Here is a 25608-nt window from a genome sequence, read left to right on the forward strand (position 1 = left end):
TTTACCGCTGCCGCCGCGTAATACCGGTCATTTGCATAATATCGCCCTCTGACTGGTAAACCTATACTTACTCAGGTGAGCACATCTGCCGATTAATCTCGCAGCAAAAATAATAATTAAGGCAAGTGAGGTTGTAATGTCTGAAATAAATATCCGCCACGACGCGCCGCTATATATTAAGGTGCACGCCGATGATAATGTCGCTATCGTGGTCAATAAGCAGGGATTAGCCAAAGGCACGCTGTTTCCCTGCGGTTTACAGTTAATTGAACATGTGCCGCAGGGGCATAAGGTGGCGTTGAATCATATCGCCGCCGGCGAAGCGATTATTCGCTACGGGGAAACCATCGGCTATGCACAGCGCGATATCTTACGCGGCAGCTGGATTGATGAGTCGCTGGTGACGCTGCCGGAAGCGCCGGCGCTGGACAGCCTGCCGCTGGCCAATCGCGTGCCGCCGCCGTTGCCGCCGCTGGAGGGCTACACCTTCGAGGGCTACCGCAACGCCGACGGCAGCGTCGGCACTAAAAACCTGCTGGGGATTACCACCAGCGTGCACTGCGTCGCCGGCGTGGTCGACTTCGTGGTGAAAATCATCGAGCGCGATCTGCTGCCGAACTACCCCAACGTAGACGGCGTGGTGGCGCTGAACCATCTCTACGGCTGCGGCGTCGCCATCAACGCGCCGGCCGCCGTGGTACCGATCCGCACTATCCATAATCTGGCGCTTAACCCCAATTTCGGCGGCGAAGTGATGGTGGTCGGCCTTGGCTGCGAGAAACTGCAGCCGGAACGGCTGCTGCAGGGCACCCCCGATGTGCAGCCGATCTCGCTGGACGCCGGGCAGATCGTGCGTCTGCAGGATGAGAAGCATATCGGGTTTAAATCAATGGTGGACGATATTCTGGCGCTGGCGGAACGGCATCTGCGCAAACTCAATCAACGCCGGCGCGAACCCTGCCCGGCGTCAGAGCTGGTGGTCGGCATGCAGTGCGGCGGCAGCGACGCTTTCTCCGGCGTGACCGCCAACCCGGCGGTGGGCTATGCCTCCGATCTGCTGGTGCGCTGCGGCGCTACGGTGATGTTCTCGGAAGTGACGGAAGTGCGCGACGCCATTCATCTGCTGACGCCGCGCGTCGCCGACCAGGAAGTAGGCCGGCGCCTGCTGGAGGAGATGCGCTGGTACGACGATTATCTCAGTCAGGGGCAGACCGACCGCAGCGCCAACCCGTCGCCCGGCAATAAAAAAGGCGGGCTGGCCAACGTGGTGGAAAAGGCGCTGGGATCGATCGCCAAGTCCGGCGCCAGCGCGATTGTCGAAGTGCTCTCCCCCGGCCAGCGCCCGAGTAAACGCGGCCTGATCTTCGCCGCCACGCCCGCCAGCGACTTCGTCTGCGGTACGCAGCAGCTGGCCTCCGGCATTACCCTGCAGGTGTTCACCACCGGACGCGGCACGCCTTACGGCCTGACCGCCGTTCCGGTGATCAAAATGGCGACGCACAGCGCGCTGGCCGAACGCTGGCACGATCTGATGGATATCGACGCCGGCAGCATCGCCAGCGGCGAAGCCACCATCGAGCAGGTGGGCTGGCAACTGTTTGAACTGATTTTGGCCATCGCCAGCGGGCGCAAGAAAACCTGGTCGGATCAATGGGGACTGCACAATGCGCTGGCGGTGTTCAACCCGGCGCCGGTCACCTGAGCTATTCGTCCAGCTGCAGGCCGATATACAGCAGTAAACGTGCGTCGAAGCTGGACAGGTTCAGGCCGGTCAGTTCGGAAATACGGTTCAGGCGGTATTCCAGGGTGTTGCGGTGAATATACAACGCCTTGGCGGTGGCGCTCGGCTGTACGTTATTCAAAAACCAGGCGCTGAGGGTACGCCGCAGCAGGCCGTTGCCGTCCATCGCCTTCAGGCGCGCCAGCGGCCTGACCAGCTCGTCCGCCTGCCAGCCGCCGCGCAGGCTGTCCAGCAGCACCGGCAGCATCAGGTCCTGGTAGTAGTAGGCGCGCTGCTCGAACATCCGCTGCTTGCCCACCGCCATGGTGGTGCGCGCGGTGCGGTAGGAGCGGGCGATGCTGCCCGGCCCGGTAAAGTAATTGCCCAGCGCCACCCGCACCCGCAGCCGGCTGCTCTCTTTCATGCGCGACAGCAGGTTTTCTACCCGGCGACGATGATCTTCAGCGTCCCAGCGGCCGTGGCCGTTGAGCGCCGGCTTCAGCACCACCATTTCGCTGAGCGAGACGATGGCAATCAGATTGTCGCGCTCCGGCAGCGTCAGCAGCGCCTGCAGCTGCTGCAGTTCCGCCATTGCGCTGTCGACGCCGAGCTGTCCGCTGTCCACCTCGACCACCGCCGCCACGCGCGGCTCTTCAGGGTCGATACCCAGCCGCTGCGCCCACTCCATCAGCGCCGGCGACAGCGCCTCCGCACGGATCAGGTTCAGCACCAGCTCTTCACGAAAACGGCTGTCCTGCGCCAGCAGGTGCATCAGCCGCGCCTGCTCCAGCATCATTTCAGCCGCCATGCACACCAGCTCGCCGTATTGGCGCAGCTGCGCCGGATTGCCGGTCAGGCCGATCACCCCGACGATGCTGCCGTCGATGCGCAGCGGCAGATTGATGCCCGGCCGCACGCCGTGCAGATGGCGGGCGACGGCTTCATCAATATCCACCACGCGGGCCTGCGACAGCACCAGCAGCGCCCCTTCGTGCAGTTCACCGACCCGCTCGCGGTCGCCGCTGCCGATGATCCTGCCGCGCGCGTCCATCACATTGACATTGCCGTCAATGATTTGCATGGTGCGCGCCACGATTTCCTGCGCCAGCTTGCCGTCAAGATGGTATTCCGCCATTCAATTCGCCCCAACCCGATTTTAGATAATCGCCCAGCATACCGACGCGCTGAGAGCGGCACATTGTGCAGATGCCCAAAGCGTTTCGGCAGCGCCGGGAGTTGTGGCAGGCTTCACAATTTAGCAACATGAAAAAGGCACGCCGTAGCGTGCCTGTCGGATGAGAGAGCGCAAGCAGATTACTGCATCAGCAGGTACAGCGTGCTGTCGCCGCGCAGGATGTTCAGCGCCAGTACCGGCGGCTTGCTGTCGAGAATTTTGCGCAGTTCGCTCAGGTTCTGCACCGGCTGTTGGTTGACCCCCAGGATCACGTCGCCTTTCTTCAGGCCAATGCTGGCGGCGGCGCTGCCGGCCTTCACGCTGTCGACCCTGACCCCTTTATGGTTGCCGGCCTGCACGTTGCTCAGTTCGGCCCCCTCGATGCCGGCATTGATATTGCCGGAATCAACCTGCGTCTGCTTGCTTTGCTCCAGCGTCACATCCACGGTGACCGGTTTGCCCTCGCGGATAATCCCCAGCGACATTTTGCTGCCGGCCGGCAGCGTGCCGATCTGCGCGCGGAACGAGGCGAAGCTGGAAATGGCTTTGCCGTTCATGGTGACGATCACATCGCCCGCCTTGATGCCCGCTTTGGCGGCGGAGGATTTCGGCATCACCTGGCTGACGAAGGCGCCGCGCTGGGCGTCGACCTTCATCGCCTGCGCCAGCTCGGAATTCAGCTCGGTGCCCATAATGCCCAGCTCACCGCGTTTGACCTGGCCATATTGCACCATCTGCGCCGTCAGGCTTTTCACCATATTGCTCGGAATGGCGAAGCCAATACCGATATTGCCGCCGTCCGGCGCCAGGATCGCGGTGTTGATACCGATCAGCTCGCCGTTCAGATTAACCAGCGCGCCGCCAGAGTTGCCGCGGTTGATCGCCGCATCGGTCTGGATAAAGTTTTCGTAGTTTTCCAGGTTCAGGCCGCTGCGCCCCAGCGCCGAAACTATACCGGAGGTGGCGGTTTCACCCAGGCCATAAGGGTTGCCGATCGCCACCGTGTAGTCGCCGACCCGCAGCCGATCGGAATCCGCCATTTTGATCGCGGTGAGGTTCTTGAAGTTTTTCAGCTGGATCAGCGCAATATCAGAGCGCGGATCCTTGCCAATGATCTTGGCGTCAAAGCGGCGGCCGTCGCTCAACTGCACCTGGATCTTGCTGGCGTTGTCCACCACATGGTTATTGGTCACCACGTAGCCCTTCGCCGCATCGATCACCACCCCGGCGCCCAGCGCCTTAAAGCTCTCTTTGGCGCCCTGGCCACCCGGCCCGCCCTGACACATCGGCGAGCCCTGGAACGGCGAACCGTCCTGACAGAACGGCGAGTCCTCGCCGAAAAATTGCTGGAACTGCTGCGGCATACGCGGCGTATTGACGGCGGCGCTGCCTTCAACGTTGATGCTGACCACCGACGGCATCACCTTTTCCAGCATCGGCGCCAGGCTCGGCAACTGTGACGACGGCGTGCTGGCGGAAGCCGTTTCTGCGGCGGCGGCGCTTGCCGGGCCAAGGGCCATACCCATGCTGAAAGCCAGGGCGCTCAGAACTAATGCGGTTTTTTTCATCTGTGTGTCTCTATAAAGTCAGTCAATGCAGGGACATACCCCGTTCAGCGGGCGCCGCAGGGTATTGCGCTTGTTGTACTCAATGAGAACCTATTAATAACCTGAAGTTCAGCCGTGGAGTATTGAGAAGCGTAAAAAAATATTCTTCGTCTTTACACTTCTCTAAATAATAAACCGCGCCCTGAATGACGCGGTGGGATAAGAGATGTTTACGCGCCGGGATTATTCTGCTGCCATTAAACGTCGGTATTCATCATAGGCATAAAGATCGGTCATACCGCTGATATAATCCTGTAACAGCCGCGCGCGGAAATAATATTCTCGAATCTCCCGCTGCTCCGGGGATAAATACTGTATCCCCTCGACGGCTTCGATATAAGCCAGCCGATGCTTGGTGGACAATTTATGAAACAGCCGCGTCTCAATCGGGAAACCACGGTGGCTGTCTTCCTGCACCAGTTGGCTGAAATCCGCCAGCGACATCGCCAGCAGCGGGCTGTAAATATCCAGCAGACCGCTGATGACTCGGTAGCCCTGCAGCTCCAGCTGTTCCACTTCCGGATGGTTGAACACGTATTTAAACGCCACCTTTTTAAATACTTTCAGCAGCCGGAATGCCGGACTGGAATCCTCCAGCAGCGCCTGATTAAAGCTGCCCTGATAAATCGCGTCCAGATTATCAATAAAACGCCCGGCGGCATGAGGCACCAGTTTAGCAACGGTAAATACCCGCAGGTACATAAAGAACTGATCTTCCGAACTGCGTCGCGCGCCGCCCTGCGCTATTTTGCCAAACGCGCCGGCCACCGTTTTATCAAACAGATCGCCCGGCGTCACCGCGCCCCATTCCTGGCTCAAATAGTGATAAAGCTGATCGACGGTGAAAATGTTTTTTTCCACCGCGTCTTCCAAATCGGCAATGCAATAAGAAATATCATCGGCAGCTTCCATGATATAAGTCAGCGGGAAACGGTCGAATTCCCCCATCTGCAATTCACGCCGCAGGCGGTCAACAAACGCTTCCTCCGCCAGATAGAAACCCGGCTTTTTCATCAGATAGCTGTGGCTGGCGGGGATATCCTGCGCCCAATACGCCGGGCGGGTATATTTCAGGATGCAGCCCACCTGGGCATAGGTCAGATTCAGTTTCAGCAGCGTATACACCAGCCGGATCGCCTGTGCGTTGCCTTCAAACTGGCTCAGATCGTGGCGGATGCGGCTGCGCAGCCGGTTCAGATCGCCATCCCCTTCACGCAGGCGCAGCACCTCGACCTGGCAGCCGTCCTGGCTGTTCGGCTCGCTGCCGCTGCTGGCCGGATCGAGCCGCTGGCTGAACCAGTCGTTAATCGCCGACTCGCCGAAGTGGCCAAACGGCGGATTGCCGATATCATGCATCAGGCAGGCCATTTCAACGATGCTTTCAAACGGATCCAGCAGATTGGTCAGGCCGAGTTCATCAATACGCTGCTCTTGCTTAAAGCGGTTGAGGATCTCTTTGGCAATGTGCCTCCCCACCTGCTGTACTTCCATCGAGTGGGTTAACCGGCTGCGCACCGCCGCGTTGCGCTCCAGCGGGAAGACCTGGGTTTTCTGCTGCAGCCGGCGAATCGCCGCCGAGTTGACGATCCGCCCGCGGTCGCTTTCAAACTGGCGGACAATGTCATATTCCTGCTCCGCCGCGATCGGATTGCTGAACGGGCGCTGAAAGCTGATTTTCTGTTTAAAGTCGATCCCGGACATCTGCGGCTCCCCTGTTTTGGCCCTGGCGCGTCTGCCTCCGTGATAACAATTCCACACGGCGGATGCAACGGATTATCTCTGTTTAACAGCCATGATAGACTATGCGGCACTTCTTCCCCCTATCAGCGAGTATTATTTATGAAAGTAGGCATTATCGGCGCCATGGAGCAGGAAGTTACCCTGCTGCGCGATCAAATCGAAAACCGTCAGACCATCCAGCGCGCAGGCTGTGAAATTTACACCGGCCAGATCAACGGAGTAGAGATTGCGCTGCTGAAATCCGGCATCGGTAAAGTCTCGGCGGCGATGGGCACCACCCTGCTGCTGGAGCACTGCCAGCCGGATATGGTGATCAACACCGGTTCCGCCGGCGGTCTGGCCGCCACGCTGAAAGTCGGGGATATCGTGGTGTCCGAAGAAGTCCGCTACCACGATGCCGACGTCACCGCATTCGGCTATGAGCCGGGCCAGATGGCGGGCTGCCCGGCGGCGTTCGTCGCCAACGACGCGCTGATCGCCCTGGCGGAACACTGCATCCGCCAGTTGGATCTTAACGCGGTACGCGGCCTGATCTGCAGCGGTGACGCCTTTATCAACGGCGCAGAACCGCTGGCACGCATTCGCGCCACCTTCCCGAGCGTCGCAGCGGTGGAAATGGAAGCGGCGGCGATCGCCCACGTCTGCCACCAGTTCGGTACGCCGTTTGTGGTGGTGCGCGCCATCTCCGACGTGGCCGATAGCGAGTCGCATATGAGCTTTGACGAGTTCCTGACCGTAGCCGCCAAACAGTCCTCGCTGATGGTCAACGCAATGCTGCAGATGTTGGCAAAGCGCGACTAAGGTGAAACGACGCTTTTGCTGCCTGTTGTGGCTGCTGGCGCTGGCGGTCTCCCTGCCCGCAGCTGCTGCACAGCGGGTGATCAGCCTGGCGCCCAATACCACCGAACTGGCCTACGCCGCCGGCATGGGGGATACCCTGCTGGCGGCCAGCGCCTTTTCCGATTACCCGCCGCAGGCCAAGAAGCTCGAACAGGTGGCGTCGTGGCAAGGGGTTAATCTGGAGCGGATCCTGGCGTTAAAGCCGGATCTGATCCTGGCCTGGCGCGGCGGCAATCCGCAGCGGGTCCTGGATCAGCTCGCCGCATTCGGCATTCCGATCTTTTACGCCGACGCCAAAACGCCGGAAGAGATCGCCCGTTTGCTGGACGATCTGGCCGCTTACAGTCCGCACCCGGAGCAGGCGCATCAGTCAGCAGCGCAGGTACGCCAGCAGCTCGCCCATCTGAAGGCCCGCTATGCCGATAACCCACAGCGCCGCGTGCTGCTGCAGTTCGGCACCCAGCCGCTGTTCACCAGCTCCGCCGCGACGCTGCAAAGCCGACTGCTGAGCCTGTGCGGCGGCGAAAACATCTTTGCCGACAGCCGCGTACCCTGGCCGCAAATCGGCCGCGAGCAGGTGCTGGCTCGTCAGCCGCAGGCGATCGTCATCAGCGGCGGCGCCAAAGAGGTTGCCAACGTCAAAGCATTCTGGTCGCCTCAGCTGCAGGTGCCGGTCATCGCGCTGAATGAAGACTGGTTCAACCGCGCAGGGCCGCGCATTATGCTGGCGGCGCAGCAGCTGTGCAGCCAGCTGGCGGAGATTCGCTGATGCTGGTGTTCTGGCTGGATATCCTCGGCACGGCGGTGTTCGCCATCTCCGGCGTATTGCTGGCCGGCAAGCTGCGGATGGATCCTTTCGGCGTGCTGGTGCTCGGGGTGGTGACCGCCGTGGGCGGCGGCACCATCCGCGACATGGCGCTGGCCAATGGCCCGGTGTTCTGGGTGCAGGATCCCACCGATTTGGTGGTGGCGATGATCACCTGTGTGCTGACGCTGATGCTGGTGCGCCAGCCGCGCCGCCTGCCGAAGTGGGTGTTGCCGGTGCTGGATGCGGTCGGGCTGGCGGTGTTCGTCGGCATCGGCGTCAATAAGGCCTTTGCCGCCGGCAGCGGCGCGCTGGTGGCGGTATGTATGGGCGTGATTACCGGCGTCGGCGGCGGCATTATCCGCGACGTGCTGGCGCGCGAAATCCCGATGATCCTGCGCACGGAAATCTACGCCACCGCCTGCATTATCGGCGGCATCGTGCACGCCACGGCGTATTCCAGCTTCGGCATGCCGCTGCAGCAGGCGATGATGCTCGGCATGACCATTACGCTGCTGATCCGGCTGGCGGCCATTCGCTGGCACCTGAAGCTGCCGGCGTTTATTCTCGAACAGTAAAAAACCCGCCTTACGGCGGGTTTTCTTAAGATCGGACGTCAGATTAGATGCTGAACGACGAGCCGCAGCCGCAGGTGGTTTTGGCATTCGGGTTGGTCACCACAAAGCGCGACCCTTCCAGACCTTCGGTATAATCCACCGAACCGCCCACCAGATATTGCAGGCTCATCGGATCGACCACCAGAGCCACGCCCTGTTTTTCGATGGTCATATCGCCTTCGTTGACCTTATCGTCAAAAGTGAAGCCGTATTGGAATCCGCTGCAGCCGCCGCCGGTGATGTAAACCCGCAACTTCAGGTTCGGATTTTCTTCATCAGCGATCAGGAATTTCACCTTGTTCGCTGCTGCCTCGGTAAATTGCAGGGGCAGTGCTGTTTCTTCACTCATACTCTTAACTCCCAACATGATTCAGCATCAGGCTCCCTTATACGTCGGGTGGGTGCCGGCAACCTGATTAATACTGTGATTATCCAATACCTGAGTGTTGCGTTCAAGTATTCACCGCATTTGTTGCATTTTCTTTGCTTGTTTTCTCCGCCGCCCGCTGTTTCTCCAGCGTGCGCGCCAGCAGCGACGAATACAGCGGCTGACCGCCGAGGAACTGGGCCACCAGCGTCGCGCCAAGGCACGTAATGATCATCGGCAAAATCAGCTGATAATTGTCCGTCATTTCCAACACCAGCACGATGCCGGTCAGCGGCGCGCGCACCGTCGCGGCAAACAGCGCCCCCATGCCGGCAATGGCGAACGTCCCCGGCTCGATGCCATACTGCGGGAAAAGGTGGCTGCTCGCCAGGCCAAATGCGGTGCCGAACAGCGTACCCAATGCCAGCATCGGCGCAAAGATCCCGCCCGGCGCGCCGGAGCCAAAGCACAGCAGCGTGGTGACAATCCGGGCGATAAAGATAAACATCAGCATGCCGACGGTATAGTTGCCCGCCGCCGCAATCGGAATCAGGCCGAAACCGCCGCCGGCGGCCTCCGGCTGAATCAGCGCCAGTACGCCGCACAGGCCGCCCAGCCCGCCGCCCATCAGCACAATTTTGCGCATTTCGCCGCCGTGCAGGCGGGCAAACATATCCTGGGTACGGAAGATCAGCCGGTTAAACATCACGCCGACGCCGCCGAACACCGCGCCCAGCACCAGATACAGCCACAGAGTGTTGGTCGGTGCCGATGAGAGTTTACCCACCTCGATCACCGCATGCTGACCATTGCACAGCTGGTAGACCACGGTCGACATAATCACGCCGATAAATACCGCTTTAATCGAGATCAGGTTGTAGCGAAACTGCGGGCGCATCTCTTCGATAATAAACAAAATCCCCGCCAGCGGCGCGTTAAACGCGGCGGACAGCCCCGCCGCCGCCCCGGTCGCCAGCAGCGAGTGGCGCGCCTCGGCGCCGCGGATACGGAAGATATCCAGCACCATGCGCCCGACATTGCCCCCCATCTGCACCGTCGGCCCTTCGCGCCCCAGCACCATGCCGGCGCCCAGCGTGCCCATGCCGCCGACAAATTTTACCGGCAGAACCCGCCACCAGCGCACCGGACGCAGCTCTTCCAACGCGCCTTCTATCTCCGGAATGCCCGACCCGCCAGCCTCCGGCGCAAAACGCCGCACCAGATAATAGCCCAGCATCGCCACCCCGGCGGACAACAGAAAAGCCAGCGGCCACACCAGATACCAAGCATCGGCGACGTACGACAGCGCGGAAAAACGCTGTTGCTGCACCCAGTCCACCGACTTTTCAAACGCCACGCCCAACAGCCCGGCCAGCGCGCCCACCAGGGCCGCCATCAACAAGATCGCCACCGGCGTTTTATCACGGCGAATAAACTGACGCACACTGTCAACGCGCTTCACACGCGGAGTAAATACTAACGAGGGTTGTGGTTGCTGCTCACTCATAAGGGGTTGGTTACCGCCGGTAAGAATAAGTCATATAAATCGCAGAGCCGTCCATTCTATACTCAAAAAAGCGTACGGCACACCTCTCTTGGCAAACAGCGAAACTCACCGTTTACCCGTATCACGCTGCGGCGATCGTTTCATAACGGCGCGCACTCCACTAGAATAGCCCGGTAAAACACATTCAATATACATTCCTGGAGCCGATTTATGAGCTTACACAGCAAGTCCGAAAGTCTGTACGCCGAAGCGCAGCAGCTGATCCCCGGCGGGGTGAACTCCCCGGTGCGGGCATTTACCGGCGTCGGCGGGGTGCCGCTGTTTATCGAACGTGCCGACGGCGCCTACCTTTTTGACGCCGACGGCAAAGCCTATATCGATTACGTCGGCTCCTGGGGCCCGATGGTGCTGGGCCATAACCATCCTGCCATTCGCAACGCCGTCATTGCCGCCGCCGAACGCGGCCTGAGCTTTGGCGCGCCGACCGAAATGGAAGTGAAAATGGCCGCGCTGGTGACCGAACTGGTGCCGACGATGGATATGGTGCGCATGGTGAACTCCGGCACCGAAGCCACCATGAGCGCCATCCGTCTGGCGCGCGGCTACACCCAGCGCGATAAAATCATCAAGTTTGAAGGCTGTTACCATGGCCACGCCGACTGCCTGCTGGTCAAAGCCGGTTCCGGCGCGCTGACCCTAGGCCAACCGAACTCACCGGGCGTACCGGCGGACTTCGCCAAACATACCCTGACCTGCACCTATAACGATCTGGACTCGGTACGCAGCGCCTTTGAACAGTTCCCGTCAGAGATTGCCTGTATTATCGTCGAGCCGGTGGCGGGCAATATGAACTGCGTACCGCCGCAGCCGGACTTCCTGCCGGGGCTGCGCGCGCTGTGCGACCAGTACGGCGCGCTGTTGATTATCGACGAAGTGATGACCGGCTTCCGCGTGGCGCTGGCCGGCGCGCAGGCGCACTACGGCGTTGAGCCGGACCTGACCTGCCTGGGTAAAATTATCGGCGGCGGTATGCCGGTAGGTGCATTCGGCGGCCGTCGCGACGTGATGGAAGCGCTGGCGCCGACCGGCCCGGTGTATCAGGCCGGGACGCTGTCCGGCAACCCGATCGCCATGGCGGCGGGCTTTGCCTGCCTGAGCGAAGTGGCGCAGCCGGGCGTTCACCAGACGCTGAACGAACTGACCGAAATGCTGGCGAACGGCCTGCGCCATGCCGCACAGGCGGAGAACATCCCGCTGGTGATCAACAACGTCGGCGGCATGTTCGGCCTGTTCTTTACCGATGCCGACGCAGTCACCTGCTATCAGGACGTGATGCAGTGCGACGCCGAACGCTTTAAGCGCTTCTTCCACCTGATGCTGGACGAAGGCGTATATCTGGCGCCGTCCGCCTTTGAAGCAGGCTTTATGTCCGTCGCCCACAGCAAAGAAGACATTCAGCGCACCATCGACGCCGCGCGTCGCTGCTTCGCCAAGCTGTAACGACGAGCGTTGCCGCAAACAACAAGGGCTGAACCTGCGTTCAGCCCTTTTTTATCGCACGATGGCGGATTACAGCAAGGTGCCGTAAATCGTCAGCACCGCCACCACCACCACCAGAATCATCGTCACCTTACGCGCCAACACCACCGCGGCACGCGGCGTTTGTACCGGATCGTCATGCGGGTCCCGAGCCAGCGCAAACTGCGCCAGACGCGTCAGCACCTGGTACTGTGAAGTACGGCGATCGCCCAGCGAGGCGAACCAGGCCGGCAACGCCCTTTCTCCGTGGCCGATCAGCGCGTAGGCCACGCCCGCCAGCCGCACCGGGATCCAGTCCAGCCAGTGCAGCAATGCATCAATCCCCGATTGCGAACGCTCCAGCGGCGTATTGTGCCGCGCCAGCCAGGTTTGGTAAGCACGCAGGAAAGCATAGCCGGCCAACGCTATCGGCCCATAAGGACCGCACGCCACAAACCAGAACAGCGGCGCCAGATAATAGCGGTAGTTAATCCACAGCAGCGCATTTTGCAGTTCGCGCAGACGCTCTTCTTCGCTGCAGTCCACCGGCAGGCCGTGGATCAGCGCCAGCTCTTCCGCCATGGCATCAACCGCATGGCTGTCGCCCTGACGCGCCGCCTTCAGGTAGGCGCGGTAATGCTTGCGCTTAATGCCCGCCCCGACGCACAGCAGCGCCACGACAATCCACAGCAGCAGCGTCAGCAGACCGAAAAACAGCCCCTGCGCCAGCCATAAAATGCCCCAGACCACCACCATCCAGCCGCAGGCCAGCGCCAGCGTCTGCAGCAGCGAAAAACGGCGCAGACGCCGGAAAACCACTTCAAGCCGGTGATCCAGCTGCCAATGCTCGCCCAGCTTGAATAAACGTTCCCACGCCAGAACCAGTAACAGCGAAAACAGCGTCATTTGTTATGCCTCTCCCTTGTCATTGCGCCCGAGCGCTCGCCGGGGCCAACCACGTTGTTCCACAGATGCCAGATATTGCTCGCCACCGGTATCGGATAATACCTGATTCCTTGTTTAGCGACAGCGCATGCTGGCTATCACTGCCAGTGGTACTTGCCTGCACAACAGAGTAGCATGTTTCCTCCACATTCTTAGTTCCCTTTTCGGAGCCTTCTATGCCGACACGCCGCTACAGTGCCGACAGCCGTCGTGCTGAACTTCTTGAACGAATTGAACATGATATCCCTTTTGCCGTCGCCCAGGCGTTACGGGAAGATCTGGGTGGTGAAGTCAATCCTGAACGGGATATTACCGCCCAACTGCTGCCGGCGGACAAACAGGCCGAAGCCACGATCATCACCCGTGAAGCCGGCGTGTTTTGCGGCCAGCGCTGGTTAAATGAAGTCTTTATTCAGCTGGGTAATCAGGTGCGCGTGGAATGGCTGGCGGCCGACGGCGAAACGGTCACGCCGAACCAGCCGCTGTGCCGTCTGAGCGGCCCGGCGCGCATTATGCTGACCGGCGAGCGCACCGCGCTTAACTTTGTACAGACCCTGTCAGGCGTGGCGACCGCCGTCAGCCGCTATGTCGCACTGCTGGAAGGCACGCAGACGCGGCTGCTGGACACGCGTAAAACGCTGCCGGGGCTGCGCACCGCGCTGAAGTACGCCGTGCTGTGCGGCGGCGGCAATAACCACCGGCTGGGGCTGTCCGACGCCTTCCTGATCAAGGAAAACCATATTATCGCCTCCGGCTCGATCAAGAACGCGGTGGAGAAAGCCTTCTGGCTACACGCCGACGTGCCGGTCGAAGTGGAAGTGGAATCGCTGGACGAACTGCAGCAGGCGCTGGACGCCGGCGCGGATATCATCATGCTGGATAACTTCAGCGTGCCGATGATGAAGCAGGCTGTAGAACTGACCCAGCATCGCGCACAGCTGGAAGTCTCCGGTAATGTCACCAGCGACACCTTGCGCCAATACGCTGAAACCGGCGTGGATTATATTTCGGTCGGCGCGCTCACCAAGCACGTTACCGCCCTCGATTTATCCATGCGCTTTAAATAATCCCCCCTTTCGCGCTCACGTCACCAGCCCGGCGATGTGGGCCGCTTTACACTGCGATCCGCGCCGCATTGCGCGCTGCGAAAAACGGTAACCATCCAGATAGTGCTGGAAGCCATACGCAGTCCTGTCAGCATGCACTCGCACGCCCGGCCTCCTGACGCTACCGTTGCCACTCCACAACCAGGAGGAAGCAACGCATGGAAACACAACGTGGATTTACCCTGATCGAACTGATGGTGGTGATCGCCATCATCGCCACCCTGAGCGCCATCGGCGTGCCCGCCTATCAGCGCTATATCCAGAAAGCCGCAATGACCGACATGCTGCAGGCGATGACCCCCTATAAAATGGCGGTGGAGCTGTGCGTGCTGGACAGCGGCACCGCCGACGAATGCAACGCCGGCAGCAAAGGCATCCCGACAGGCGCCGCCTCGCGCTATGTCAGCGCCGTCAGCGTCAGCCGGGGAGTTATCACACTCACAGGCGCCCAGACGCTACAGGGGTTAACGGTCACAATGACGCCGACACCGGACAGCAACGGCCTGATGCGCTGGGCGCGCAGCTGCAGCGCCGCAGAAAGCAGCGCGCTGCAGGATACCTGCCGGGAAGTGTTCCGCTTTGACGATGCGGCGGAACCATCCTGATGAGCCAGGCTATCAACGCTGAAATACAGACCCTGTGCCGGCGCTACCAGGCGCTGGCGCTGAGCGAAGATGAGCAATGCCTGACTATCGCCCTGCACGGCGAACCACCGGCGCCGCTGCTCAATGCGCTGCGCTTCGCCAGCGGGAAACAGATCGCGCTGGAACAGTGGCCGCTGGCGCGGCTGGAGCAGGCGCTGTTTCAGTCGCCGGCGCTTCAGCCGGCTCAGACAGAGACCGCCGAGGCACACAGCTCCACGCTGGATGACGATGCCGATACGCCTGCGGTCAACTTTATCAACCAAACGCTGCGCAGCGCGATCCAGCGACGCGCCTCCGACATTCACTTTGAGCCTTACCAGCAACAGCTCAGCATCCGCCTGCGCATCGATGGCGTACTGCAGACGATCTCTCCGCCGCCGCTGGCCCTGGGCCTGCGCATTATCGCCCGGTTGAAGATCATGGCTCAGTTGGACATTGCCGAACGGCGGCTACCGCAGGACGGCCAGCTCGGCGTTCAGCTGGATCGCAGCCGCTACTCGATGCGCATCTCCACCCTGCCGACGCTATACGGCGAAAAGGTGGTGCTGCGGATCCTGCAAACCGACCGGCAGGATCTGCCGCTGGAGCAGTTGGGCATGACGGAGGCGGATCGCGCGCAGTTTGCCGCCGCCCTCGCCGGCCCACAGGGCATGATTCTGGTCACCGGCCCCACCGGCAGTGGAAAAACCGTCACGCTGTACAGCGGCCTGCACCAGTTGAACGATCGGCAGCGCAATCTGTGCAGCGTCGAGGATCCCGTCGAGATCCCGCTGTTTGGCGTCAACCAGACGCAGGTCAACGGAAAAATCGACCTGAGTTTTTCCCGCGTGCTGCGGGCACTGCTGCGCCAGGATCCGGACGTGATTATGATCGGCGAGATCCGCGACGGGGAAACCGCCGAAATTGCGGTGAAGGCCGCCCAGACCGGCCACCTGGTGCTATCGACCCTGCATACCAACTCCACCAGCGAAACCCTGACCCGCCTGACCAATATGGGCATCCCCGGTTATCTGCTGGCGGCCAGCCTCAAGCTGGTGATCGCCCAGCGGCTGGTGCGTCGACTGTGCCTGCACTGCCGCCGCCCGCAAACGGAAGCGCTGCACTTTCCCGCCGCGCTGTGGCCCCGCCCGTTGACGCCATGGCGCGCCGAAGGCTGCGAACACTGTTTCGGCGGCTATTACGGCCGCATCGGCATCTACGAATTACTGCACATCACCAGTGAGATACAGCACGGGTTACTGCACCAGTTAACGGCGGAGCAGTTAAACGAGATCGCACAGCGGCAGGGGCAGACTTCGCTGCTGCAGGCCGGGCTGGCGCTGGTGGCGGAAGGTATCACGTCGCTGCAGGAAGTGTATCGCGTGATAGGCCACACGGAGCTGCAGCCATGACGTCGCGGCGGCTTTTTCTCTGGCAGGCCATTAATAGTCAGGGTGAAATAGTTCCAGGAGAGTCGCTGGCTGAACGCAAAGAGCAGGTTTATCAACTGCTGATTGAACAGAACCTGCAGCCCTATCAGGTCGCACGCGGCAAGCCGGTTGGCCGGCGGCAATGGCGTGGCGAGGCATTGATCCTGTTCACCCGCCAGCTGGCTACGCTGCTGCAGGCCGGGCTGCCGCTGATGAACGCACTGCAGCTGCTGGCGCAGCAGCATCAGTCCGCTCCCTGGCGCTGTCTGCTACAGGAGATCGGCGAGCGGGTGGCTCAGGGCCAGCCGCTGTCTGAAGTGACGGCCGGCTACCACTACGTGTTTCCGCCTATTTATCGCCAGCTAATCACCTTGGGCGAACTGACCGGCAACCTCGATCGCTGTTGCCAGCAGCTGGCGCAACAGCAGGAAGAGCAGCAGAAGCTGCGCAAAAAAGTGCTGAAGGCCATCCGCTATCCGCTGTTTATCTGCGCGGTGGCCATACTGGTCAGCCTACTGATGCTGTTGATGGTGCTGCCGGAATTCGCCAAAGTGTATCAGTCGTTCGACGCTCCGCTGCCCTTGTTTACTCAGGGGTTAATGAATCTGTCGGCGCTGTTGGTCAGCGCCGGCCCCTATGTGTTGCTGGCCGGCGCCCTGCTGGCGGGCGGCTACTGGCGCTACTGCCATCCACATTCCCGCTGGCGGCGGCGGGAGCAGCGGCTCTGCCTGCGTCTGCCGCTGATTGCTCAGCTGATTAAAGGCGCCTGCCTGAGCCAAATCTTCCGTACGCTGCATATGACCCAACAGGCGGGGCTGACGCTGCTCGAAGGGTTGGATGCGGCGCTGCTGTCGATGGAGAATCTGTTTTTCCATCAGGCACTGGAGAATATTCGGCAGCGGCTGAACCAGGGGCTGCCGCTGTATCAGGCGCTGGCGGAACAGCCGCTGTTTCCACCGTTGTGCCAGCAGTTGGCGCGCGTCGGGGAAGAGTCCGGCACTCTGGACACTCTGCTGGGCAAACTGGCGTTATGGCATGAACAGCAGACGCATGAGCTGGCGGACGCTTTGGCGCAAACGCTGGAACCGTTGCTGATGCTGACCATCGGCATCATCGTCGGCGGCCTGGTGATCGCCATGTATTTACCGATTTTCCAATTGGGAACGGTGCTGGGATAAAACAGACGGGAGAAACGCCCCCACGGTGCGGGGGCGACAGGAGATTACTTGCTGCCGAATACGCGGTTTTCCTGCTCTGCAACGCGGATAAAGGTGGTGCGTTTGGTCAGCTCTTTCAGACGCTCTGCCCCCACGTAGGTGCAGGCCGAACGCAGGCCGCCGAGGATATCGCGTACGGTGAATTCCACTTCGCCGCGCAGCGGCAGCTTCACGGTTTTGCCTTCTGCCGCGCGGTACTCCGCGACGCCGCCCACGTGGCGCTTCATCGCGGATTCGGAACTCATGCCGTAGAACAGCATAAATTTCTCGCCGTTCTCTTCCACCACCGTGCCTTCGCACTCGTCGTGGCCGGCCAGCATGCCGCCCAGCATGACAAAGTCCGCGCCGCCGCCGAAGGCTTTCGCCACATCGCCCGGCACCGAGCACCCGCCGTCGCTGACAATCTGCCCGCCCAGCCCGTGCGCCGCGTCCGCGCATTCAATCACCGCGGACAGTTGCGGGTAGCCGACGCCGGTTTTCACCCGCGTGGTGCACACTGAACCCGGGCCAATGCCGACCTTAACGATATCGGCGCCGGACAGGATCAGCTCCTCGACCATTTCGCCGGTGACCACATTGCCGGCGCAGATCACGTGTTGCGGGCAGGCTTCGCGCGCTTTCTGCAAGAAGGCGACAAAGTGCTCCGAGTAGCCGTTAGCCACATCGATGCAGATAAACTTCAGCGCCGGCGACAGCGCCAGAATTTGCTTCATCTTTACGAAGTCGGCATCGGAGGTACCGGTGGAAACCATCACGTGACGCAGCGTCTCTGCCGGTACGCGCTGAACGAATTCGGCCCATTGTTCAACCGAATAGTGTTTGTGTACCGCGGTAAGCACATCGAAAGACGCCAGAGCCTCTGCCATGCGGAAGGTGCCGACCGTATCCATATTGGCGGCAATGATAGGTACGCCGGACCAGTTCCATCCCGAATGTTTGAAGGTAAACTGGCGCTCCAGTTCTACTTCAGAGCGGCTTTTCAGCGTAGAGCGCTTCGGGCGGATCAGCACATCTTTAAAACCTAACTTCAAATCTTCTTCAATACGCATGACAACGGATTTCCTGGTTTATGGCGACGGATCGCAAGGGTGATCGAATCTTCTATCCCGCGGGTTTCAGCTAATGCCGCCACCTGCGCAGAACAGCTTGATGCCAGTTCCAGTGACGTTATCATACGCCGGAATAATCACGCGGCAAGACTGCGATTTCGTCTTTATTTACGCTACAATCCCAGAAATTTACCTGCGCCATTCCGATGTGATATTGCGCCCATTTTTGCCATTCTGGCGACAGAAACGCCAGCCTGACGGCGTCGACTTGCACTTCTGCACGATCGCTTTATGATTCGTCTATTGTTTCTGGATAAATCTTAGGGTGTCCCTTCACGCCATGACTTACATTGTTGCGTTGACCGGCGGCATCGGCAGCGGTAAATCAACCGTCGCCAATGCTTTTGCGCGTCATGGCATCGTGATTGTCGATGCCGACATCATCGCCCGCCAGGTTGTAGAGCCCGGCACGCCATCATTGGCGGCCATCACCGCGCATTTTGGCCATGGGATACTCCAGCCGGATGGCGCTTTGGATCGGGCGGCGCTGCGTCAGCGTATCTTCAGCCAGCCGGATGAAAAACGCTGGCTGAATCAGCTGCTGCACCCGGTGATACAGCAGGAAACACAGCGCCAGCTGGCGCTGGCCGACAGCCCCTATGCGCTCTGGGTGGTGCCGCTGCTGGTGGAAAACCAGCTACAGTCACGTGCCGACCGAGTCGTGGTGGTCGACGTCGACAGCGATACCCAGTTGCTCAGAACCATCGCCCGCGACGGCGTCAGCCGCCAGCAGGCACTCAATATTTTATCTGCCCAGGCAACGCGCGAGCAGCGACTGGCAGTGGCGGACGACGTGATCGACAACTGCGGCGCCGCACAAGAGATAGAATCACACGTAGCCGCCTTGCATCGCCGCTATCTGGACCTTGCGGCATCAGCAAAACGACAGGATTAAACCGAATGAGTGACGCTTCTCCAACCGTTCTCTTTGAACACCCGTTGAATGAAAAAATGCGTACCTGGCTGCGAATTGAATTTTTGCTGCAACAGTTACATGGCCACCGGGCATTGAGCGATACCGCCATCGCCCTGACCTTTTTCCGTACCGTTTCCGATCTGCTGGACGTGCTGGAACGCGGTGAAGTCCGCACCGAACTGGCGAAAGAACTGGAACGCCAGCAACAAAAACTGCTGCAGTGGGCCGACGTGCCCGGCGTTGATATGTCGCTGGTCGAACAGTTACGCAGCCAGTTGAAAGACCTTTCTTCACGTCTTATCGCCGCGCCGCGTATGGGCCAACCACTGCGTGAAGATAAACTCATCAGCCTGGTGCGCCAACGTTTGGGCATTCCCGGTGGCTGCTGCAGTTTCGATCTGCCGACGCTGCACATGTGGATGCACGTGCCTCAATCAGAGCGCGATGCCGACGTCGCCCAGTGGCTGGAAACCCTGGATCCGTTGCATCAGGCCCTGACGATGATCCTGAGTCTGATCCGCCAGTCCGGGCCGTTCCGCAATCAAATCAGTCTGAACGGGTTTTATCAGGATAATGCGGAAGATGCCGATCTGCTGCGCCTGCGTATCGACCTGTCGCATCAGCTGTATCCGCAAATTTCCGGTCACAAGACGCGTTACGCCATTCGCTTCTTGTCGCTGGACGGCGACCATACTCAGGTGCCGGAACGCCTGACGTTCGATCTGGCCTGCTGTTAGTAAACAATAAAATGGCCCGTTGAAAAGCCGGCTAAGGAAGAGTAATGACTACCGTAGTAAATTGCCCGACCTGTGGCAAAGACGTTGTTTGGGGGGAAGTCAGCCCGTATCGTCCGTTCTGCAGCAAGCGCTGCCAGATGATCGATCTGGGTGAATGGGCGGCCGAAGAAAAGCGCATCCCAAGCAATGGCGACTTATCCGACAGCGACGAGTGGAGTGAAAAGGAAGACTACTAGCGCTCAATACGGCCTGGCTTGCCAGGCCGTTCGTTAACTGATATTCACTGCGCCGCGCCGGCCTGTGCAACCAGTTGCCGGACAATCGCGGCGTTGGCCGGCGGGAATTCATCTTCACGCAGCTCCGCCTGTTTTACCCAGCGCATCGGCTGGCCTTCACGGCCAAACGGTTCGCCCTGCCAGTGCTCCACCAGATAGAAATTCAACGTCACAATACGGTCGGTAAAACGGTGCTCCAGCACCTCCAACAGCACGGCCTGCCCGGCCTCAATGCCGGTTTCTTCCTGCAGCTCACGGTACAGCGCCTGCTCCGCCGTTTCACCCGCTTCAATCTTGCCGCCAGGAAACTCCCAAAAACCTGCCATATGGGAATCCGCACCGCGGCGGGTAAGAAAGATCTCCTGCCGGGAATTACGAATAATGCCCACGGCGATGTTCAGATGTTTCATCGCTAACTCCTAAATCATTCTTGAACTGCGCCACCGCTTACGGGTAACGCCAGATATAGCTGGGGCCGGACATGTCCGGCCCCACAAGGCATTAATCGCCTGTTTCACGACGGCTTACTTTTGCAGACGGCCGTGGCACTGCTTATATTTTTTGCCGGAACCGCAAGGGCAAGGATCGTTGCGGCCCACTTTACGTTCGGCCACCGCCGGCGCATTCGGATCGCTCGTTGCCAGCGCATTTTCATCCTGGTGGCTCAGCTGCTGCTGCTGCGCCAGACGTTCCGCTTCTTCACGGCGTTGCTGCTCCAGCGCTTCCACCTCTTCCGGCATCCGCACCTGAACCTTGCTCAGTACGCTGATCACTTCATACTTCAGTGATTCCAGCATCGCGGCGAACATAGCGAAGGATTCACGCTTGTACTCCTGCTTCGGATCCTTCTGTGCATAGCCACGCAGGTGGATGCCCTGACGCAGGTAATCCATTGCCGCCAGGTGCTCTTTCCACAGCGAATCCAGCGTTTGCAGCATCACGCCCTTCTCGAAGTTGCGCATCATTTCGCTGCCGACGACGTCTTCTTTCAGCAGATACTCTTCTTTGGCCTTTTCCAGAATGCGCTCGCGCAGCGTTTCTTCGTGCAGCTCCGGCTCTTTGTCCAGCCACTCGGCAATCGGCATCTCCAGATCGAAGTCGTTTTTCAGACGCTCTTCCAGCCCCTGCACATCCCACATTTCTTCCAGAGACTGTGGCGGAATGTAGTTGTCGATAGTGGCCTTGAACACGTCCTCACGGATGCTGGCGATGGTTTCGCTGATGTCGGAAACGTCCAACAGTTCGTTACGCTGGGTGTAAATGGCACGGCGCTGATCGTTCGCCACGTCATCATATTCCAGCAGCTGCTTACGAATATCGAAGTTACGGCTTTCCACTTTACGCTGCGCGTTGGCGATCGCCTTGGTGACCCACGGGTGCTCAATCGCCTCGCCTTCTTTCATCCCCAGCTTGCGCATCATGTTGGAGACGCGGTCGGAAGCGAAGATACGCATCAGCGCATCTTCCATCGACAGGTAGAAGCGAGAAGAACCGGCATCGCCCTGACGACCGGAACGGCCGCGCAGCTGGTTATCGATACGGCGGGATTCATGGCGCTCGGTGCCGATAATATGCAGACCGCCAGCGGCCAGCACGGCGTCGTGGCGCACTTTCCAGGCGTCTTTAATCGCGGCGATTTGCTCTTCGGTCGGTTCTTCCAGCTGTGCGACTTCCGTCTGCCAGCTGCCGCCCAGCACGATGTCGGTACCACGACCGGCCATGTTGGTGGCGATGGTCACCGCGCCGGCCTGACCAGCCTGGGCAACGATATCCGCTTCCATGGCGTGGAATTTGGCGTTCAGTACCTTGTGCTCAACGCCGGCCTTGGTCAGCTCGCGGGATACCACTTCCGATTTCTCAATCGAGATGGTCCCGACCAGCACCGGCTGGCCGTTGGCGGTACGTTCGCGAATATCTTCAATGATCGCCGCAATTTTCTCTTGCTCGGTCATGTAAACCAGATCCGGCATATCCTTACGGATCATCGGACGGTTGGTCGGCACGACGATGGTGTCCAACTTGTAGATGGAGCTGAATTCAAACGCTTCGGTATCGGCGGTACCGGTCATCCCCGCCAGCTTCTCATACAGACGGAAGTAGTTCTGGAAGGTGATCGACGCCAGCGTCTGGTTTTCGTTCTGGATTTCCACGCCTTCTTTGGCTTCCACCGCCTGATGTAGGCCATCAGACCAGCGGCGCCCCTGCATGGTACGACCGGTGTGCTCATCAACGATGATCACTTCGCCGTCTTTCACAATGTAATCGACGTCACGGGTAAACAGCACGTGCGCACGCAGCGCAGCGGTAACGTGGTGCATCAGCATGATGTTGGTCGGTGAATAGAGCGATTCGCCCTCTTCCATAATGCCCGCTTCCACCAGCATCTCTTCGATCAGGATCAGGCCGCGCTCGGTCAGGTGCACCTGACGCGCCTTCTCATCCACCGAGAAGTGGCCTTCACCCTGGAAGGTGTCGGAGTCTTCTTTTTCCTGGCGGATCAGTTTAGGGATCAGCTTGTCGACCTTGATATACATCTCGGAGCTGTCTTCAGCCGGACCGGAGATAATCAGCGGGGTACGCGCTTCATCGATCAGGATGGAGTCAACCTCATCCACCAGCGCATAGTGCAGTTTACGCTGCACGCGCTCTTCAGGGCTGAACGCCATGTTGTCGCGCAGGTAGTCGAAGCCGTATTCGTTGTTGGTGCCGTAAGTGATGTCGGCGGCATAGGCTTCACGTTTGGCCGGTGCCGGCATGCCCGGCAGGTTGATGCCGACGCTGAGGCCCAGGAATTCAAACAGCGGGCGGTTGTTCTCGGCATCGCGCTGCGCCAGATAATCGTTGACGGTCACCACGTGCACGCCGCGGCCGCTCAGGGCATTCAGATACGCCGGCAGGGTCGCCGTCAGGGTTTTACCTTCACCGGTACGCATCTCGGCGATACAGCGGTCGTTCAGCACCATGCCGCCCAGCAGCTGCACGTCAAAGTGACGCATGCCGAATACGCGCTTACTGGCTTCCCGCACCACCGCAAAGGCTTCCGGAATCAGGCTCTCTACCGTCTCGCCTTTTTTCAGGCGTTCGCGGAATTCGTTGGTTTTGGCTTTCAGCTCATCATCGGACAGTTTTTCCATGTCCGGTTCCATGCGGTTGATCTGCTCAACCACTTTGCGCATGCGGCGCAGCGTACGATCGTTACGGCTACCAAAGACTTTGGTCAATAATTTAACTAACATGTGTTTAATATCTCGTTCATGACCGCCAAACAGGCCGTCATCTTGCTGTTATTTGTTGGTTATCGTTGCCAAGAGGGCTAAATCAGACTGCAGCCGCAGGGCCGGCTCGAATGCCCTGCACCTGCGCCAGCCACAGCCCGACCTGATGCTGCGCCAGCGGCGGATGAACGGAATGGTGCGTGTCGCGGATGATGGTCGGCGGCTTAGGCTCATGGGTCAACAGCGTATTGAGCGTAAACAGCAGCGCCAGCTGCGCCGCTTTTAGCGGCGGCTCGACCGGTTCAGCGTCGCTTTCCTGCACGCGCGCATAAACAACCTGCGGCGCCAGGGCGAAAGAGAGGTGACGGATGACGGTGCGCAGCGCATGCTGCTGCCAATAGTCGACGCTGAAGTTCGGCCGGCGGTGAACCTCTTGCAGCAAAGCCAGGCCGCTGAAGGCATGGCTGATGGAATTTTGCCGATTAAGGCTGGACGAGGTGCTCGGCAACGCGGCTTGATCGGGGCCGCCCGTCAGATTTTGCGGTACGCCAAGCGTAGCCGCTACCATCCCCAGCAGGAGATGCGGCCAGAAATAACGTCTGCCAAATTGTCGCCAACGATTTAGAATACCGATCACGAGTTTGTTAATCCGCCGGAGCCATTATGCGCGATAGCCGTCCACAATTATTAGATGTCCTGTTTTCTGAGTCGTCATCCGCAGACAAAGGGCCGTTGCACAACGTTCAGCAACGCGCTGCCGCCCTGCTGAAACTCAACCGCGCAGTCAAGGGCCTATTGCCGGCTCAACTGCATCCCTGGTGCCGTGTCGCAAACTTCAGACAGGGTGTATTAGTGCTGGAAACGGCCAATGCCAGCTGGATGATGCGCCTGCGCTACGAACAGCCGAGCTTATTATCCGCACTACGAGCGCAAATTCTACCATCATTGTCATCGATCGACATCAGGATTAATCCGGCGTTGATGGCAAAAGGCGGCAATCAGCAGCAGAATTCGCTGCAAAAAACAACAGATGAACCCGCCGCGGCGCAGATGCGTCGTCTGAGCGAGGAAAGTGCGGAACAATTACGGGGAATAGCCAGCCGCAGTCCGGAAAAACTGCGCAAGACATTAGAACGACTGGCAGCCCTGGCCGGAGAGGGTGCCAACACTACCAGTCGTGAGAAATAACCAGCGAATTCAGGCCTATGCTTATGCCAATACGGTGGACGGCGCTTTGAATGCCAACGGCATTTCAGCTTCGTCCTGGAACGTGACGAATTCCCACGCTTCCTGTTTTGCCAGTACCGCCTGCAGCAACTTGTTGTTCAGTGCATGGCCGGACTTATAGGCAGTAAATGCGCCAATGATATTATGGCCGCACATAAACAGGTCGCCGATGGCGTCCAGCATTTTGTGACGAACGAATTCATCTTCAAAACGCAGGCCGTCTTCGTTCAGGACGCGGTAGTCGTCCACCACGATGGCACAATCGAAGCTGCCGCCCAGGGCCAGGCCACGGGATTGCAGGTATTCGATATCGCGCATAAACCCGAAGGTACGCGCACGGCTGATTTGACGCACGAACGAGTCGGCAGAAAAATCTAAGCGGTAGCGCTGCGCGCTGGCGTCAATCGCCGGGTGGTTGAAGTCAATGGTAAAGTCCAAGCGGAACCCGTTATGCGGGGACAGCTCGGCCCATTTATCACCATCTTCAACGCGAACGGTGTCTTTCAGACGCAGGAATTTCTTCGCTGAGTTCAGTTCCTCAATGCCGGCGTCCAGCAGCAGGAACACAAACGGACTGGCGCTACCGTCCATGATTGGGATCTCGGCTGCGTCAACTTCAATAATGATGTTGTCGATGCCAAGGCCAGCCAGTGCGGCATTTAGATGCTCAACGGTAGAAATACGCACGTCATGCTCATTCACCAGGCAAGTACAGAGCATGGTATCACGCACGGATTTTGCATCAGCCGGAAAATCAACCGGTGGATTCAAGTCAGTGCGACGATAGATGACCCCGGTATTGGCCGGCGCTGGGCGCATCGTCAGCGTGACTTTCTTGCCGGTATGCAAACCGACGCCAGTCGCCTGAACGATACGTTTTAATGTCCTTTGTTTGATCATCGTTTTATCTCGC

The 25608-nt window shown here is 59.6% G+C and carries 24 protein-coding genes; 13 read left to right on the forward strand and 11 right to left on the reverse strand.

Features of this window, described 5'->3' with window-relative positions; all coding sequences use genetic code 11:
• Positions 1 to 136: 136 nt before the first annotated feature.
• The gene (gene garD, locus HF675_RS19605; RefSeq protein WP_187043617.1) at positions 137 to 1702 is read left to right on the forward strand and encodes a galactarate dehydratase; all 1566 of its coding nucleotides are present in this window, start codon (positions 137 to 139) and stop codon (positions 1700 to 1702) included.
• A 1-nt stretch (position 1703) separates the two neighbouring features.
• On the opposite strand, the gene HF675_RS19610 is transcribed toward garD, so the two are convergent.
• The 3 genes from HF675_RS19610 to dgt all read right to left on the reverse strand — a co-directional run bounded on the left by HF675_RS19610 (position 1704) and on the right by dgt (position 6202).
• Complete coding sequence (locus HF675_RS19610) at positions 1704 to 2855, reverse strand: CdaR family transcriptional regulator (protein ID WP_054305125.1); 1152 nt, start codon at positions 2853 to 2855, stop codon at positions 1704 to 1706.
• Positions 2856 to 3034: 179 nt separating this feature from the next.
• Positions 3035 to 4462 carry a serine endoprotease DegP gene (gene degP / locus HF675_RS19615; RefSeq protein ID WP_187043618.1) on the reverse strand — a complete coding sequence of 476 codons (1428 nt, stop codon included), beginning with the start codon at positions 4460 to 4462 and terminating at the stop codon, positions 3035 to 3037.
• A gap of 222 nt (positions 4463 to 4684) precedes the next feature.
• Positions 4685 to 6202, reverse strand: coding sequence for a dGTPase (gene dgt, locus HF675_RS19620; RefSeq protein WP_105229793.1), 1518 nt, complete (start codon positions 6200 to 6202; stop codon positions 4685 to 4687).
• A 138-nt stretch (positions 6203 to 6340) separates the two neighbouring features.
• Between dgt and mtnN the strand changes: the two genes are divergently transcribed.
• From mtnN to HF675_RS19635, 3 genes are read left to right on the forward strand one after another with little or no spacing between them, the layout of a single operon-like run.
• Positions 6341 to 7042 (forward strand): 5'-methylthioadenosine/S-adenosylhomocysteine nucleosidase, encoded by a 702-nt coding sequence (mtnN, locus tag HF675_RS19625; protein ID WP_105229792.1) that lies wholly within the window; start codon positions 6341 to 6343, stop codon positions 7040 to 7042.
• A 1-nt stretch (position 7043) separates the two neighbouring features.
• Positions 7044 to 7850: a vitamin B12 ABC transporter substrate-binding protein BtuF gene (gene btuF / locus HF675_RS19630; protein ID WP_187043619.1), complete on the forward strand. Its 807-nt coding sequence runs from the start codon at positions 7044 to 7046 to the stop codon at positions 7848 to 7850.
• Positions 7850 to 8464 carry a TRIC cation channel family protein gene (locus HF675_RS19635; protein ID WP_105229790.1) on the forward strand — a complete coding sequence of 205 codons (615 nt, stop codon included), beginning with the start codon at positions 7850 to 7852 and terminating at the stop codon, positions 8462 to 8464. Before btuF ends, HF675_RS19635 begins: the two co-directional genes overlap by 1 nt.
• A 43-nt stretch (positions 8465 to 8507) precedes the next feature.
• Here the strand turns inward: HF675_RS19635 and erpA are convergent, their stop codons facing one another.
• Positions 8508 to 8852, reverse strand: coding sequence for an iron-sulfur cluster insertion protein ErpA (gene erpA / locus HF675_RS19640; RefSeq protein ID WP_015670939.1), 345 nt, complete (start codon positions 8850 to 8852; stop codon positions 8508 to 8510).
• 103 nt (positions 8853 to 8955) lie between these two features.
• Entirely contained in the window at positions 8956 to 10377 is a 1422-nt protein-coding gene (gene clcA, locus HF675_RS19645) for a H(+)/Cl(-) exchange transporter ClcA (protein WP_187043620.1), read from the reverse strand.
• 210 nt (positions 10378 to 10587) lie between these two features.
• On the opposite strand from clcA, the gene hemL reads away from it, so the two are divergent.
• Positions 10588 to 11877: a glutamate-1-semialdehyde 2,1-aminomutase gene (hemL, locus tag HF675_RS19650; protein WP_187043621.1), complete on the forward strand. Its 1290-nt coding sequence runs from the start codon at positions 10588 to 10590 to the stop codon at positions 11875 to 11877.
• A 69-nt stretch (positions 11878 to 11946) separates the two neighbouring features.
• Here hemL and ampE read toward each other — a convergent pair whose 3' ends face one another.
• Positions 11947 to 12801 carry a beta-lactamase regulator AmpE gene (gene ampE / locus HF675_RS19655; RefSeq protein ID WP_105229787.1) on the reverse strand — a complete coding sequence of 285 codons (855 nt, stop codon included), beginning with the start codon at positions 12799 to 12801 and terminating at the stop codon, positions 11947 to 11949.
• A 215-nt stretch (positions 12802 to 13016) separates the two neighbouring features.
• On the opposite strand from ampE, the gene nadC reads away from it, so the two are divergent.
• The 4 genes from nadC (at position 13017) to hofC (ending at position 17177) form a co-directional block, all read left to right on the forward strand.
• A complete protein-coding gene (nadC, locus tag HF675_RS19660; RefSeq protein WP_105229786.1) occupies positions 13017 to 13907 on the forward strand; it encodes a carboxylating nicotinate-nucleotide diphosphorylase in 891 nt (296 codons plus the stop codon).
• A 197-nt stretch (positions 13908 to 14104) separates the two neighbouring features.
• Positions 14105 to 14551 (forward strand): prepilin peptidase-dependent pilin, encoded by a 447-nt coding sequence (ppdD, locus tag HF675_RS19665; protein ID WP_187043622.1) that lies wholly within the window; start codon positions 14105 to 14107, stop codon positions 14549 to 14551.
• On the forward strand, positions 14551 to 15981 hold the full coding sequence (gspE, locus tag HF675_RS19670; RefSeq protein ID WP_187043623.1) for a type II secretion system protein GspE: 1431 nt from the start codon (positions 14551 to 14553) through the stop codon (positions 15979 to 15981). Before ppdD ends, gspE begins: the two co-directional genes overlap by 1 nt.
• Positions 15978 to 17177 (forward strand): protein transport protein HofC, encoded by a 1200-nt coding sequence (hofC, locus tag HF675_RS19675; RefSeq protein WP_187043624.1) that lies wholly within the window; start codon positions 15978 to 15980, stop codon positions 17175 to 17177. The genes gspE and hofC overlap by 4 nt, the downstream gene beginning before the upstream one ends.
• 44 nt (positions 17178 to 17221) lie before the next feature.
• Here the strand turns inward: hofC and HF675_RS19680 are convergent, their stop codons facing one another.
• Positions 17222 to 18265 carry a GMP reductase gene (locus tag HF675_RS19680; RefSeq protein WP_105229782.1) on the reverse strand — a complete coding sequence of 348 codons (1044 nt, stop codon included), beginning with the start codon at positions 18263 to 18265 and terminating at the stop codon, positions 17222 to 17224.
• Positions 18266 to 18605: 340 nt separating this feature from the next.
• Between HF675_RS19680 and coaE the strand changes: the two genes are divergently transcribed.
• The 3 genes from coaE to yacG are packed head-to-tail and all read left to right on the forward strand — an operon-like array spanning position 18606 to position 20214.
• Positions 18606 to 19220, forward strand: a complete 615-nt coding sequence (coaE, locus tag HF675_RS19685) for a dephospho-CoA kinase (protein ID WP_105229781.1) — start codon at positions 18606 to 18608, stop codon at positions 19218 to 19220.
• A 5-nt stretch (positions 19221 to 19225) separates the two neighbouring features.
• Positions 19226 to 19978 (forward strand): cell division protein ZapD, encoded by a 753-nt coding sequence (gene zapD, locus HF675_RS19690; RefSeq protein ID WP_105229780.1) that lies wholly within the window; start codon positions 19226 to 19228, stop codon positions 19976 to 19978.
• Between the two features lie 44 nt (positions 19979 to 20022).
• Positions 20023 to 20214, forward strand: a complete 192-nt coding sequence (gene yacG / locus HF675_RS19695) for a DNA gyrase inhibitor YacG (protein ID WP_105229779.1) — start codon at positions 20023 to 20025, stop codon at positions 20212 to 20214.
• Between the two features lie 44 nt (positions 20215 to 20258).
• Here yacG and mutT read toward each other — a convergent pair whose 3' ends face one another.
• From mutT to secM, 3 genes are all read right to left on the reverse strand, one after another.
• On the reverse strand, positions 20259 to 20663 hold the full coding sequence (gene mutT, locus HF675_RS19700; protein ID WP_105229778.1) for an 8-oxo-dGTP diphosphatase MutT: 405 nt from the start codon (positions 20661 to 20663) through the stop codon (positions 20259 to 20261).
• A gap of 114 nt (positions 20664 to 20777) precedes the next feature.
• Positions 20778 to 23489: a preprotein translocase subunit SecA gene (gene secA / locus HF675_RS19705; RefSeq protein ID WP_105229777.1), complete on the reverse strand. Its 2712-nt coding sequence runs from the start codon at positions 23487 to 23489 to the stop codon at positions 20778 to 20780.
• An 82-nt stretch (positions 23490 to 23571) separates the two neighbouring features.
• A complete protein-coding gene (gene secM / locus HF675_RS19710; protein ID WP_105229776.1) occupies positions 23572 to 24105 on the reverse strand; it encodes a secA translation cis-regulator SecM in 534 nt (177 codons plus the stop codon).
• Between the two features lie 26 nt (positions 24106 to 24131).
• On the opposite strand from secM, the gene HF675_RS19715 reads away from it, so the two are divergent.
• Entirely contained in the window at positions 24132 to 24656 is a 525-nt protein-coding gene (locus HF675_RS19715; protein ID WP_187043625.1) for a DUF721 domain-containing protein, read from the forward strand.
• 21 nt (positions 24657 to 24677) lie between these two features.
• Here HF675_RS19715 and lpxC read toward each other — a convergent pair whose 3' ends face one another.
• A complete protein-coding gene (gene lpxC, locus HF675_RS19720) occupies positions 24678 to 25595 on the reverse strand; it encodes a UDP-3-O-acyl-N-acetylglucosamine deacetylase (RefSeq protein WP_105229774.1) in 918 nt (305 codons plus the stop codon).
• Positions 25596 to 25608 lie beyond the last annotated feature (13 nt).

The organism is Serratia sp. JUb9, from assembly GCF_014298095.1.
GTDB classification, from domain to species: domain Bacteria; phylum Pseudomonadota; class Gammaproteobacteria; order Enterobacterales; family Enterobacteriaceae; genus Serratia_B; species Serratia_B rhizosphaerae.